Origin of the sequence: Streptomyces sp. NPDC101225, assembly GCF_044767585.1 — a bacterium.
Taxonomy (GTDB): Bacteria; Actinomycetota; Actinomycetes; order Streptomycetales; family Streptomycetaceae; genus Streptomyces.
This window is the reverse complement of sequence record NZ_JBIWOE010000033.1, coordinates 59,347-71,892: the sequence shown is the minus strand read 5'-3', so window position 1 is coordinate 71,892 and position 12,546 is coordinate 59,347. Positions and strand designations below refer to the sequence as shown.

The window sequence follows — 12,546 nt, the reverse complement described above, 5'->3', positions numbered from 1 at the left end:
GAACCCCTGGCCGGGCACCACCGCCGGCCAGGGGTTCCCCGACCCCGCGCCGGTGTTCACACGGTCGACAGATCGACCGCCCGGTCCACGTCCCGCGGCTGCAGGACCCGCAGGATGCCCTCCATCAGGTAGTAGTCGGCGTAGGGGAGGGAGATCTCGACGCCGTCCTCCGCCGGGCGGTTGCGGGTGCAGCGGGCCACCACCGCGTCCGCGCGCGCCGAGTTCCTCGTCAGGCAGGTCGTGGACAGCTCCGTGAGCATGCGCAGCGCCACGGCACGATAGGCCTGCCGGCCGGTGGCCGCGGCCAGATCGAGCAGCCCGCACGCCATGACGGCACCGGCGGACGCGTCCTTGACGTCGTAGGGCTGCTGCGGTGCCCGGTAGTCCCACACGGGGACGTGGTCCGGGCTCAGGGCACCCACCGCGAAGTCCGCGAGTCTGCCGGCGGTGGCCAGGAACTCCTCGTTCCCCGTCCTGCGGTACATGGTGGTGAAGCCGTAGACGCCCCAGGCCTGTCCGCGGGACCAGCAGGAGGAGGGGCTGTAACCCTGCACGGTGGCGGGGCCGATGGGCGCGCCGCTGACCGGGTCGAAGTCGTAGACGTGCGGGGTGGACCCGTCCGCGCGGGGAAAGACCTTCTGCGCGGTCTTCGCGTGCTCTACCGCGATGTCCAGGTAGGTGGTGTCGCCGGTCTGCCGGCTCGCGAAGGCCAGCAGGTCGAGGTTCATGATGGTGTCCATGATGACCCGGCCCGCGTTCGCCGGATCGGTGAGCGCGCCCCAGGCCCGGATGAAGTGCCCGCGCGGGTTGTAGCGCTGGATCAGGGAGTCGGCGGCCCGGACCGCGCCCGTCCGCCAGGCGTCGTCGCCCGTCAGCCGCCAGGCGGTGACCCACGACGGATAGAAGAGGAACCCCACGTCGTGGGTGCTGGTGTCATTCTGACGGGGCGCCAGTTTCTGTGCCGAGGCCAGGGCCCAGGTGCGGAAGGCCTCGTCCTTGCTGCGCAGGTACGCCATCCACAGCGTCCCCGGCCAGAATCCGCCGACCCAGTCGCCGTTCTGCGAGTACGTCCACTTCTCGAACTTCGTTCCGACGGGGAAGCCGGTCACCCCCGGTGCCACCGAACGGACCTTCTCGACGGCGTAGTCGACGGCCGCGCCGAGCGTGCGCAGGGTCGCCGCGGGCGTCCCGCTCTCGGCCGCTTCCGCGGCCGGTGCCGCGGTCACGCAGGCGGCCGCGGCACCGGCCGCCGTCGACAGCACCGTACGCCGGGAGATGGTCATGGCTGTGCCTCCAACTGGACGTGGGGAGCGCGGAGTTGGACGAGCGTTGCACACGTGGTGGGACCACGTACAGCCATGTGAGTCATGTTCATTCATGTGAATGGGGTGAGTCGGCCGGGTTTTGTCGGGAAGGCAGCGAGTGAGTCCTCACTCATTGACTGAGTGAGGACTCACTCGTATCGTGGGCGCATGACTTCACCCGACCGGCCCGCCGAGGCCAGGACTCAGAAGCCCCGTCGCCGCGCGCCCGCCATGGAGCCGGAGGAGCGCCGTCAGATGATCGTCGCCGCCGCGCTGCCTCTCGTCGCCGAGGCGGGAGCCAAGGTGACCACCGGCCAGATCGCGCGCGCCGCCGGTATCGCGGAGGGGACGATCTTCCGCGTGTACGCCGACAAGGACGAACTGCTCGACGCGGTCATGGCGGAGGCGATGCGCCACGATCACGCCGTACGGGAGATCTCCTCCGTCTCCCTCGACCAGCCCCTGGCCCAGCGCCTGTCGGAGGCCGCCGACGCGCTCGGCGCCCACCTGGACCGGATGGGCGCGGTCGCCGGAGTGCTGCACGCGTCCGGTCACGGGCATCGGCGGGTACGGGACGAGGAGGGCAGGAGACCGCGGGCCGGAGCCCGGGAGGCGTCGATGGCGGCGATCCGCGACGCGCTCGCGGAGCTGTTCGCGCCGGAGGCGGAGCTCCTGCGTGTCTCCGGGGACCAGGCCGCCGCGCTCTTCCTGGGTCTGCTGTTCCACCGGCCGCAGCAACTCGAGGCCGTGGCCCTCGGCACCGCCGACCTGGTCACCGTCTTCCTGCACGGCGCGCTCGCCGACGGAGGCGCCGATGACCGCTGAGTCCACGACCGCCGAGTTCTGGGACGGCATGTACCGAAGCCGCGACCAGGTCTTCAGCGGCGCCCCCAACGGCGTCCTCGTCGCCGAGGCCACCGGCCTGCCGCCCGGGCGCGCCCTCGACGTCGGCTGCGGCGAGGGCGCCGACGCGCGGTGGCTGGCCCGGCGCGGCTGGCGGGTCACCGCGGTCGACATCAGCGCGACCGCCCTGCGGCGCGCCGCCGTGGCGGAGGCTCCGGACGGCCGTCTGTCATGGGCGCGCGCCGATCTCACGGCCGCACCGCCCCCGCCCGGTGCCTACGATCTCGTCTCCGTCCAGTACTTCCCGCTGCGACGCCGGCCGGACCACGCGGTGTTGCGCGGTCTCCTGGAGGCCGTCGCGCCCGGCGGCACCCTGCTCTTCGCCACGCACGACCTCGCCGGCCCGACCGCGTGCCCGGAGCGCGGATTCGACCCGGGCGACCACTACCGGCCCGACGACATCGCCGGACTCCTCGGCGAGGACTGGACGGTCCTGGTCAACGCGACCCGCCCACGCACCGGCCCCCCGCCCGCCGGTACGCGCCACACGCACGACACCGTCCTGAGGGCCCTGCGCACGAGGTGAGCCGGCCCTACCCGGAGACCGGATCGACGGACGGCAGGCCGAACCGCACCGCCCGACCCGGTCTCGACGTGGTCGACCCCACGCGGCTCGGCCGTGAGATCGCCCCAGGCCTCGTCGTCGAGCGGCTCGGCGTCCGGTTCCACCATGGCGCGGCACGCCGCCGTCCAGTGCCCGCGGACCGAGTCCGCCCCCTTGCCGGCCAGGGGCACGCCTCCCGCCCGCGACGAACCGGACGCCCTGCACCCCGTGCCGGGCGGAGGAGTCCTTCGGCTCGCCTGCCAAGAGGGCGGCCACGGTGTCCTGGACCGCCTTCCTGCCGGGCGGGCGGGCGCCGGGCTGGACGGCGGTGGCGGTCCCGGTGTGGCGCGGCGCGATGCCAGCCGCGCCTGCCGCCACCCCGGGCCGCGTGAAGGGGGGACTGGCACCGCGCGTGCCGCGCGCTCGGCCTCGTTCCCTGTGGTGTCGCTGGTCATGACGGTCTCCTCGGCGTCGTGGGTCGTCCCGCTCCGCGACGTCCGCCCGTGCTCGGCCGCGAAGCCTTCGTTCATACGGACCGCCGGGACCGCCGAAGGAATCGGTGGACTGCCCCGCGCGCCCCCGCACCGCGGCCGGGTCAGCCCTCGCGGCGCAGCGCCGCCGGTGTCGTACCGAGGTGGGAGCGCAGCACGCGGGTCAGATGCTCCTGGTGCGAGAAGCCGCAGGCCGCCGCCACCTGGGCGATGGGCATGGTTCCCGCGCGCAGCAGGCGGGCCGCCTGCTCCACCCGCAGCCGTACGAGATACCGGTGCGGGGGAGACCCCGTCCGGGCCTTGAACTGCCGGGCGAACTGGCTGACGCTCAGACCGGTCGCCGAGGCCAGGTCCGCCAGCGACAACGGTTCCGACAGCCGGGCGGCGAGCAATTCCCGTACGGCCGCGAACTGCCGGTCGGGCAGCCCCGTCCGCCCGGCCGGCGGCTCGTTCCCGCGACGTCGGATGCTGTGCCTGCGGGCCAGCTGCGCCGCGATCGTCAGCGCCAACTGGTCGGCGTAGGCGGAGCCGCTGGGCTCCCAGTGGCGTACGGCGCCGTCGAGGGCCAGGACGAGCTGCTCCAGCAGCGGGTCCGTGCCGCCGAACTCCTCCTTGAGCCGTACCGGCCCTCCCTCGTCCGCCGATGCCTGCAGCGCGGCGTCGGCCAGGTAGACGTGGACCGTGTTCAGGTGCCCGCCGAGCTCCACGTCCAGTTCCGTGGCCGCCGGGTGCAGGAACAGGCCGCCGGGAGGCACCTGACGGGCCGAGGTCAGCCCCCGGCGTCCGCGGCGAACGGTGACGGGGCCGTCCAGGTGCAGGATCAGCAGGTGGCTGCCGGCCCCCTGGAACGCCTCCCGGTAGGGGAGTTCCCGCTGGGTGGACACGTACAGCCGGTCCCAGCCCAGCCCCGCGCTGCTGCGCAGGGGACGCACGCCCGGCAGGGCCAGGATGCCGTGCGTGTCACCGAGCCCCATCTCGCTCATGCGGCCCTCCCTCGCGCCACGGCCAGTCTCCCCGCAGCGCGGACCGGCGGGCAAGCACGAGGTCCGGACCCCTCCGCGTGCGGCAGGGCGCGGCCGGTCGCGCTTTTCGTGCAGAGGGACGCCGCGACGGTGCAGGAGGAACGCGCGCCCGGGCCCCGATACTGCGGCAGACGCCCCGACCCCCGCACCGCACAGCCTGGAGAGCGGCTTCATGCGAAGTTTCGTCCATACGACCGGTCCGAGCAGAGTGATCTTCGGCGCGGGCACCGTCGCGCGCGTACGGGAGGAGGTGGTGCGGCTCGGTGGCGGCCGGGTGCTGCTGCTGTCCGGCCGATCGGCGGCGTTGCGCAAGGACGTCGAACGCCTCCGTGAGGGCTTGGGCGACCTGCTGGCCGCGGAGTTCGACGGCGCGGTCGTGCACACGCCCGTCGAGGTGACCGAGCGGGCCCTCCGCCTGTTGCGCGAGCGGCGCGCGGACTGCCTGGTGGCGCTCGGCGGCGGGTCGGTGACCGGACTCGCCAAGGCGCTGGCGGCGCGCACGGATCTGCCGCAGGTCGTCCTGCCGACCACGTACGCCGGCTCCGAGGTCACACCGGTGCTCGGCGAGAGTGCCGACGGCCGGAAGACCACCCGCACCGCACCCGGCATCCTGCCGGAGACGGTCGTGTACGACGTGGAGCTCACGCTCGGCCTGCCGGTCCCCCTCTCCATGACCAGCGGAGTCAACGCGCTGGCCCACGCCGTGGAGGCCCTCTACGCACCGGACGCCACGCCCGTCACCGACGCCCTGGCCCTGGAGGCGGTCGCGGCGGTCGGCCGGGCCCTCCCCGCCCTGCACGAGGACCCGGCCGACAGGGCGGCGCGGGCGGACCTGCTCCAGGCGGCGTGGCTGGCGGGCATCTGCCTGGGCGGCGTCCGGATGGGGCTCCACCACAAGCTGTGCCACACGCTGGGCGGCGCCTTCGGGCTCCCGCACGCCGAGACCCACACCGTGGTCCTCCCGCACGCCATGGCCTACAACGCCCCCGCCGCTCCGGAGGCGATGGCATGTGTGGCACACGCCCTGGGCGTGCCCGACGCCGCGACCGGCGTCCACGACCTGGTGCGCCGGGTCGGCGGGCCCACGTCTCTGCGCGAACTCGGGCTCGCGGAGGCCGACCTGGACCGTGCGGCGGACCTCGCCACCGCACAGCCGTATCCGAACCCGCGCGACCTCAGCCGTGCCGGCCTCACCGACCTGCTGAGCCGAGCCTGGCGGGGCAGCCGCCCGCGGCCCGCGGCCGGCTCGCCCCCCGATCTGCGCGCGCTCACCGACGAGGTCGTGGCGAGCTTCGACGCCTGCACGAACCCGCGCCTGCGGCAGCTGCTCACCGACCTCGCGCGCACCCTGCACGGCTACGCCGTCCGCAACGACCTGACCGCCCAGGAGTGGCAGCGCGCCGTCGACTTCCTCACCCAGGCCGGCCACATCACCACCCGGACCCGGCAGGAGTTCATCCTCCTGTCCGACACGCTCGGCCTCTCGAGCGTCGTCGACACCCTCACCAACTCCCGCACCCCTGAGACCACTTCGTCCGCGATCCTCGGTCCCTTCCACGTGGCGGGGGCACCCGCCGCCGCGCACGGCACCGACATCGCGGGCGGCCTGCCGGGGACGCCCATGTGGGCCGACATCAAGGTCACCGGCCCCGGCGGCACACCGGTCGCCGGAGCCGTCGTGGACGTGTGGCAGTCCAACGAGGACGGCTTCTACGACGTCCAGCTCCCGGACCTGGACGGGCCGGTGCTGCGCGCCCGGTTCACCACCGGCGACGACGGTCGGTTCACGTTCTGGTCGATCCTGCCGTCCGCCTATCCGATCCCGGACGACGGCCCGGTCGGCAGGATGCTCGCCGCCGTGGGCCGTCACCCCTACCGCGCCCCGCACGTGCACTTCCTGATCGACGCCCCCGGCCACCAGCCGCTGATCACCCAGCTCTTCGTACGGGGCGGGGCCCACCTCGACGGCGCCCCGGGGCAGCGCGACGCGGTCTTCGGGGTCAAGGACGACCTGGTCACCGACTTCACCCCGCACACCGGGCCCACGCCCGACGGCCGGCCGGTCGACGGCGAGTGGCGCCTGCTCGACTTCACCTTCCGCATCGCCCCCTCGGGCACCGAACGCGCCCCGACGAGTTCCACGGAGACGGCATGAAGACCCCCCAGAACCACGACACCGACGTCCTGGTCGTGGGAAGCGGACCGGCGGGCGGCACCACGGCGCTGCTGCTGGCCACCTACGGTGTGCGGACCCAGCTGGTCACCAAGTACGGCTGGCTCGCGGACACTCCGCGCGCCCACATCACCAACCAGCGTGCCATGGAGGTCTTCCGGGACCTCGGCATCGAGGAACTGGCCCTGGAGAAGGGCACACCGAGCCGGCTGATGGGTGACACCGTCTTCGCCACCGCGCTGCTGGGCGAGGAGATCGGCCGCATCCGCACCTGGGGCACCGGGGACGAGAGCCTGAGCGAGTACGCGGCTCAGAGCCCGTGCGCGATGATCGACCTGCCGCAGACCTACCTGGAGCCGATCCTGCTGGCGAAGGCCGCCGAGCGGGGCGCCGTGGTGCGGCTGAACACCGAACTCGTCGACTTCGAGCAGGACGCGGACGGTGTGACCGCGCGCCTGCGCGACCGGCCCAGCGGACGGGAACACACCGTGCGCGCCCGCTACCTGGTCGGTGCCGACGGCGGCCGCAGCCTCGTCGCGGACCGGCTCGGGCTGCCCATGGAAGGGCGGATGGGCAAGGCCGGCAGCATGAACATCGTCTTCCGGGCCGATCTCGCGCGGTACGTGCGGCACCGGCCCAGCGTCCTGTACTGGATCATGCGTCCGGGCGCCGACGTCGGCGGCATCGGCATGGGCCTGCTGCGCATGGTCCGGCCCTGGAACGAGTGGCTGGTCGTGTGGGGCTACGACATCGACGGCCCCGCCCCGCAGGTCACCGACGAGGCGGCGACCGCGATCGTACGGGACCTCGTTGGCGACGACGACCTGTACGTCGAGATCGACAGCGCCTCGCTGTGGACGGTCAACCACGCCTACGCGACCCGTCTGCACTCCGGCCGCGTCTTCTGCGCCGGGGACGCCGTCCACCGCCACCCGCCGTCCAACGGACTCGGCGCCAACACCTCCGTCCAGGACGCCTTCAACCTGGCCTGGAAGCTGGCGGCCGTCGTCAACGGGCAGGCCGGTCCAGGGCTGCTGGACACCTACACCGACGAACGGGCGCCTGTCGCACGGCAGATCGTGGAGCGGGCGAACCTCTCCCGCGACCAGTTCCTGCCCCTCTTCGAGGCCATCGGCGTGGTGGGCGGGGACGAGGAGGGGATCGCCAAGGCCCTGCGCGCGGTGCGGCAGCCGGACGCCGAAGGGGCGAAGCGGCGGCGCGCCGTCCGCGAGGCGATCGAGCTGAAGCACTACGAGTTCAACGCCCACGGCGTCGAGCACAACCAGCGCTACCAGTCGGCCGCCGTCGTTCCCGACGGCACCGCCGAGACGATCACCCGTGACGACGAGCTCTTCGGGCGTCCGACCTCCCGTCCCGGCGCGAAGCTCCCGCACGCCTGGCTCGTCGGCCGGCACGGCAGACGGGTCTCGACACTGGACCTCGTGGGCAAGGGCGGCTTCAGCGTCGTCACCGGTCTCGCTGGAACCCGATGGGCCGACGCCGCCGAGGAGTTGGCCACCGAACTCGGTGTCGCCCTGCGCGCGGTCGTCGTCGACCGCGACGCAGACGACGCCTACGGCGAGTGGAGCCGGCGCGCGGAGATCGAGGAGGAGGGCGTCCTGCTGGTCCGCCCCGACGGCTACGTGGCCTGGCGGCGCCCCGGTGGTCCCGCGGACGTGTCCGAGGCGACCCGCCTGCTCAGGGAGGCGCTGACGACGGTGCTGTGCCGGGACGACCGACGTCCGGGAGACGCCGGCCGCGAGGACCGGGCCCAGGACCCGGACCGGCGGCGAGGACCGGCATGACACGAGGCGGGACCCGCACGCCGCGCACGCCGTGCGGGTCCCGCCTCCCCCCGGCCGCCACCGGCGTTGCCCTCCTACCCCCGCCGCGGCGGTCTCGCGTCCCCGGCCTCACGGGGCACTACATCTGGTACTCCTCCCGCTTGACCACGCACAGGGCCCAGATGATGAAGCCCGAGACGGCGATCATCACGACGGACCAGACCGGGTAGTACGGCAGCGAAAGGAAGTTGGCGATGATGATCAGGCCCGCGATCGCCACGCCGGAGACGCGCGCCCACGTGGCCGCCGTGAACAGCCCGAAGCTGACGCCCACGGCGATGACGCCCAGGGCGAGGTGGATCCAGCCCCAGCTGGTCAGGTTGAACTGGAAGACGTAGTTGGGCGTGGCGACGAAGACGTCGTCCTTGGCTATCGCCATGATGCCGCGGAAGACGGCGAGCAGTCCGGCGATCGCCAGCATGACGCCGCCGAAGGTCACCAGGCCGGCGGCCCACTGCTGCTTCGCCGAATCACGCTGCGTGGGCTGAGTGGGGTGTGTGGCGGTCATCCTGAATACCTCGTTTCGTTCGGCCCGGCGCGCTCAGTGCCCGGACGTGCTGGCCGCGCCGGGACGGGTCCCGCTTCCGTGGCCGCTGAGGACCAGGTCCTTCGCCCTCGCGAACTCCTCGTCGGTGATGTCGCCGCGGGCACGGATCTCGGAGAGCTTGGCGAGTTCGTCGGCGCTGCTCGGCGCGCCTGCGCCCTTGGCCGTCTCGCGGACGTAGGAGTCGAAGGCCCGCTGCTGAGCCTGGTGCTCCGCCACCTCGCGGCGTCCCATGTTCTTGCCGCGCGCGATCACGTAGACGAAGACGCCCAGGAAGGGCAGGAGGATCACGAAGGCCAGCCAGCCGGCCTTGCTCCAGCCGTTCATGGCGTCGTCGCGGAAGATGTCGACGATGATCCGGAAGAGCAGGACGAACCACATGATCCACAGGAAGAACACCAGCATGGACCAGAAGATGCTCAGCATCGGATAGTCGTACGCGAGGTACGTGGGCGTGCTCATGTCTCTCCCTCCGTCCCGGGCATGCGCCCGGCGACCTGCTTCTGCGCTTCTCAGCGTGCGCACGGCAAGCTCCGCGCGGCCTCACCCGGCACGGGTGAGCGGCCGCCGGGCCGCGTCACTGCTCGGCCTTCGGGGGGCCGAGGAGGGCCACGGTGTGGCGGTACCAGGCGCTGGTCGCGACGGCCTCGCCCAGGGCCATGCCCGAGATGGCGACGAGGAAGACGCTGATCAGCCAGGACAGGAGTGTGAAGACGGGTCCGAGCGGCCCGAACTCCTCCAGGCTGCGCCGCATGGCGTTGGACAGCACCAGATGCCCGGCCGAACTCAGCGTGATCGTGCCCACGCCCGCCAGGACCGCCCCCGGCAGCAGGCTCAGCCAGCCGACCCGGCCGCTCAGCAGAAGGTGCTGGGACCACCACCACAGCAGGACGGACCCCGTCAGGGACAGCGCCAGTCCGGTGGCCGGACCGATGCCGAAACCGCGCCGCAGGGGTGCCTGGACGAGCATGAAGGCCAGCCACACCACCAGCCAGATGAGCCAGCGCCAGACCGCCGCCCGCATCGGCGCCCGGGGCAGGTGCCAGCAGCGTTCGCACACCGCCTGCAGGGCCCGGCTGAACGCGGTCGCCGACGCGAGCGTCAAAAGCGCGCCCAGAGCGCCGACGGACTGCCGCGCGGTGTCGGCCGCGTCGTAGGTGCGTCTCACCTCGTCGAGCGTCTCGCCGTGCACCCCCAGCACCGAGCTCAGCGAGTCGACCAGCAGCTGCTTCACACTGGGGGGCGCGAACGCTGCCACGGTCATCAGCAGCGGAAGAGCCGCCAGGAAGGCCTGCGCGGCCAGCCGCATGGCGCCTTCCACGAGGTTGAGCGCGGCCAGCCGCGGCAGCAGCAGGCCCAGGGGGCCGGCCCTGAAGGTCGTCGCCGCCTGGACCGCGCGCTCCCTGCGGGTGGCCGGTGCGCCGTCCTCGGCCATGGCTCACGTGACCGCGTGCCCCGGTTCGTCGGCGTCGGGTGCGGGACCCGCGGCCGCGAGCACGGCGGCGATCGCCAGCGCGACCAGGACCAGGACGAGTACGAGGACCACGGCGCCCACGGTGGGCCGGTTCCAGAGGACCAGGGCCAGGGCGCCCGCCCCGATGGTGACGCCGACGGTCCAGGACTGGTGGGCGGTCAGCCAGCGCCCCGTGAGGCCGGTGTTCATTCCGGCGCGGCGCAGCCCTCCTCCGGCGGCCGAAGCTCCCCGTCCGGCCACGCTCCGCGCGCCCCGGGCCACCCGGCTGGGGCCGTAGAGGTAGGCGGTGAGTGCCGCGAGCAGGGATACGACGAGCAGCGTGCGGGTACTCGCGCGCAGGAAGCGGATGAAGGTGTCGAAGATCACCGCCGCCGCGTCCGGAGGCAGGGTGGCCGAGGGGACGGAGTCGAGGTACACCCGTCGGGCGACGGCCAGGGCGACCAGCAGCAGCACCGCCATCACGGCGACGCCGATGCCGACGACGATCACCATCAGCCGGTGGTTCGGAGCGGTCCACACGGCCAGGGCCGCGAAGGCCAGCGTCAGGATGGGCAGCCAGGTGCCGACGATGTCCAGCAGCCGCATCCCGTTCTGCGCCTTGTGCAGCTGCTCGGTCTTGAAGAGCGTGATGGTGCGGTCGACGTTCGGGATGAGCGAGGCCTTCTGGAAGCCCGCGTCGACGAGGCGCTGGCGCACCTGGTCGACGACGGTTCCGACGTCCAGCTGGATCGTGTCTCCGTTGGCCTGCAGCGCACCCTCATGTGATCCGGTGAGCATGTTCACCACGGCGGCGTGCGCCCGGCGGTTCGCCCCCACCCAGGCCTCCTGGAACACGTCGCTGGTGATCACGCGGTTCACATTGCGCTGCACGACCGTGCGCACCGCGGACCGCAGTGGCCCGGTCAGGGACTGGGAACCCTGCACCACGAGCGGGGGAGCGCCGTTCTTCTTCAGCGTGTCGGTGAGCGCGTTCGTCACCGCCGCGACGTCGATGTTGGCCACGACCCGGTCGGTGAGCCGGTCGACGAGGACCTTCTGCACGGCCGGCTCCGAGGCCAGCGGCTTGACGGTCTGCACGTACCGGCCCGTGTCGGCGACCTCGTCATGCACCCAGGCCGCGACGAGCGCGAGCGGTGCGAGCACCAGCGTCAGCACCAGCAGGGCGATGGCGCCCGCGCGACGGGCCCGCCGGTGACGTACCTTCGCGGCGCGCCTGAGCCGCACGTACTCCTCGTGTTCCGCGGCGGTCATCAGGTGTGTGGCCCCGGAGGTCGCGCCGGAATCCGGCGTCACCGAGGTCGAAGGGGGATTCATCTGGTCTCCCTCGTCGTGTCCGCACCCGGCGGCGGTCCCCGGTCAGCCGCCGAGGGTCGTCGCGCCGTCGGTGACGGAGGGGCCGGTACCGCCCGTGAGACCCGACCTGCGCAGGGCGGCCCGCCAGGCGAGGGCGAGCACCACCTCGGCCGCGCCGAGCAGTACCAGCCAGAGCCCGAGAAGCCGGGTCAGCGCGCGGGCCGACTCGGTCGGCATGGCCAGGACGACGATCCCGGCCACGATGCCGATCACGGCGATGCCCAGCACGAAGCCGCGGTGCGGCATGTCCTCGGCGGCGATCGCCGTGTAGAGGGTGAGGATCCCGGTCACCAGCCACACCACCCCGACGATCAGCGACACCGCCGCGATGGTCTGGAGCGGGTTGCGCAGGCACAGCACCCCGGCCAGGACGAACAGGATGGACATCGCCAGCGAGACGACGCGCTCGACGAGCCCGATGCCGGCGAAGACCGCCACGAACCGGAACGCTCCGTTCACCAGCAGGTACAGGCCGATCAGGACGGCCAGCACATGGAGGGTCTCGTCCGGCCAGACCAGCACCAGGACACCCGGTACGAGCGTCATGATCGCGGAGGCCAGCACCCAGGTCCAGGAGCGCCCGAGCTGCTCGAGCGCCCGCGCGGCACCGTCGGCCTGGCCGGGCGCCCGGCCGGCGGCCATCCCGTCGGGGCTCTGCTCCGGCCCGGTGGGCGGTGCCGGACCTCGGGGAATGGTCATGGCTCCTCCTCGCTCGTCGAGCGGTCCGGATCCGGACCGCCGGCGGGGCGGTGGGCGGGGACCTCGGAAGGCCAGCGTCCCTCGCGGCACCGGTGGCGGAGTCACCCGTCCCGGGTGATCCGCCCGCCGCGCCGTGCCGCTGGGCTGTAACCGGAGACGTTGCGAAGCGCGAGGCGGGATGAGCGATGCCCGGGC

Annotated in this window: 11 protein-coding genes; 4 read left to right on the top strand and 7 right to left on the bottom strand. The window is 73.0% G+C overall.

The window, feature by feature from the left end:
- Window positions 1–56: 56 nt before the first annotated feature.
- Window positions 57–1,283, bottom strand: a complete 1,227-nt coding sequence (locus ACIRPX_RS34115) for a glucuronyl hydrolase (RefSeq protein WP_404202555.1) — start codon at window positions 1,281–1,283, stop codon at window positions 57–59.
- A gap of 189 nt (window positions 1,284–1,472) precedes the next feature.
- Between ACIRPX_RS34115 and ACIRPX_RS34110 the strand changes: the two genes are divergently transcribed.
- Both ACIRPX_RS34110 and ACIRPX_RS34105 read left to right on the top strand, forming a co-directional pair.
- Window positions 1,473–2,129 carry a TetR/AcrR family transcriptional regulator gene (locus ACIRPX_RS34110; protein ID WP_404202553.1) on the top strand — a complete coding sequence of 219 codons (657 nt, stop codon included), beginning with the start codon at window positions 1,473–1,475 and terminating at the stop codon, window positions 2,127–2,129.
- Complete coding sequence (locus ACIRPX_RS34105) at window positions 2,119–2,733, top strand: class I SAM-dependent methyltransferase (protein WP_404202551.1); 615 nt, start codon at window positions 2,119–2,121, stop codon at window positions 2,731–2,733. Before ACIRPX_RS34110 ends, ACIRPX_RS34105 begins: the two co-directional genes overlap by 11 nt.
- Window positions 2,734–3,346: 613 nt before the next feature.
- Here ACIRPX_RS34105 and ACIRPX_RS34100 read toward each other — a convergent pair.
- Entirely contained in the window at window positions 3,347–4,225 is an 879-nt protein-coding gene (locus ACIRPX_RS34100; RefSeq protein ID WP_404202549.1) for a helix-turn-helix domain-containing protein, read from the bottom strand.
- Between the two features lie 211 nt (window positions 4,226–4,436).
- On the opposite strand from ACIRPX_RS34100, the gene ACIRPX_RS34095 reads away from it, so the two are divergent.
- Window positions 4,437–6,419 (top strand): maleylacetate reductase and hydroxyquinol 1,2-dioxygenase domain-containing protein, encoded by a 1,983-nt coding sequence (locus ACIRPX_RS34095; RefSeq protein ID WP_404202547.1) that lies wholly within the window; start codon window positions 4,437–4,439, stop codon window positions 6,417–6,419.
- Window positions 6,416–8,242 carry an FAD-dependent oxidoreductase gene (locus ACIRPX_RS34090; protein WP_404202545.1) on the top strand — a complete coding sequence of 609 codons (1,827 nt, stop codon included), beginning with the start codon at window positions 6,416–6,418 and terminating at the stop codon, window positions 8,240–8,242. Before ACIRPX_RS34095 ends, ACIRPX_RS34090 begins: the two co-directional genes overlap by 4 nt.
- Before the next feature lie 118 nt (window positions 8,243–8,360).
- On the opposite strand, the gene ACIRPX_RS34085 is transcribed toward ACIRPX_RS34090, so the two are convergent.
- The 5 genes from ACIRPX_RS34085 to ACIRPX_RS34065 form a co-directional block, all read right to left on the bottom strand.
- Complete coding sequence (locus ACIRPX_RS34085; RefSeq protein WP_404202543.1) at window positions 8,361–8,789, bottom strand: hypothetical protein; 429 nt, start codon at window positions 8,787–8,789, stop codon at window positions 8,361–8,363.
- Window positions 8,790–8,822: 33 nt separating this feature from the next.
- Window positions 8,823–9,287 carry an SHOCT domain-containing protein gene (locus tag ACIRPX_RS34080; RefSeq protein ID WP_404202541.1) on the bottom strand — a complete coding sequence of 155 codons (465 nt, stop codon included), beginning with the start codon at window positions 9,285–9,287 and terminating at the stop codon, window positions 8,823–8,825.
- Window positions 9,288–9,402: 115 nt separating this feature from the next.
- The gene (locus ACIRPX_RS34075) at window positions 9,403–10,260 is read right to left on the bottom strand and encodes a YhjD/YihY/BrkB family envelope integrity protein (protein ID WP_404202539.1); all 858 of its coding nucleotides are present in this window, start codon (window positions 10,258–10,260) and stop codon (window positions 9,403–9,405) included.
- 3 nt (window positions 10,261–10,263) lie between these two features.
- Complete coding sequence (locus ACIRPX_RS34070) at window positions 10,264–11,613, bottom strand: hypothetical protein (RefSeq protein WP_404202537.1); 1,350 nt, start codon at window positions 11,611–11,613, stop codon at window positions 10,264–10,266.
- Between the two features lie 42 nt (window positions 11,614–11,655).
- A complete protein-coding gene (locus ACIRPX_RS34065) occupies window positions 11,656–12,351 on the bottom strand; it encodes an HdeD family acid-resistance protein (RefSeq protein WP_404202535.1) in 696 nt (231 codons plus the stop codon).
- Window positions 12,352–12,546: the final 195 nt, after the last annotated feature.

Bases quoted from the DNA above. Each gene is read 5' to 3' on its own strand.
- ACIRPX_RS34075 (WP_404202539.1), bottom strand. From the start codon at position 10,260: ATGGCCGAGGACGGCGCACCGGCCACCCGCAGGGAGCGCGCGGTCCAG.
- ACIRPX_RS34070 (WP_404202537.1), bottom strand. From the start codon at position 11,613: ATGAATCCCCCTTCGACCTCGGTGACGCCGGATTCCGGCGCGACCTCC.
- ACIRPX_RS34085 (WP_404202543.1), bottom strand. From the start codon at position 8,789: ATGACCGCCACACACCCCACTCAGCCCACGCAGCGTGATTCGGCGAAG.
- ACIRPX_RS34115 (WP_404202555.1), bottom strand. From the start codon at position 1,283: ATGACCATCTCCCGGCGTACGGTGCTGTCGACGGCGGCCGGTGCCGCG.
- ACIRPX_RS34095 (WP_404202547.1), top strand. From the start codon at position 4,437: ATGCGAAGTTTCGTCCATACGACCGGTCCGAGCAGAGTGATCTTCGGC.
- ACIRPX_RS34065 (WP_404202535.1), bottom strand. From the start codon at position 12,351: ATGACCATTCCCCGAGGTCCGGCACCGCCCACCGGGCCGGAGCAGAGC.
- ACIRPX_RS34080 (WP_404202541.1), bottom strand. From the start codon at position 9,287: ATGAGCACGCCCACGTACCTCGCGTACGACTATCCGATGCTGAGCATC.
- ACIRPX_RS34110 (WP_404202553.1), top strand. From the start codon at position 1,473: ATGACTTCACCCGACCGGCCCGCCGAGGCCAGGACTCAGAAGCCCCGT.
- ACIRPX_RS34105 (WP_404202551.1), top strand. From the start codon at position 2,119: ATGACCGCTGAGTCCACGACCGCCGAGTTCTGGGACGGCATGTACCGA.
- ACIRPX_RS34100 (WP_404202549.1), bottom strand. From the start codon at position 4,225: ATGAGCGAGATGGGGCTCGGTGACACGCACGGCATCCTGGCCCTGCCG.
- ACIRPX_RS34090 (WP_404202545.1), top strand. From the start codon at position 6,416: ATGAAGACCCCCCAGAACCACGACACCGACGTCCTGGTCGTGGGAAGC.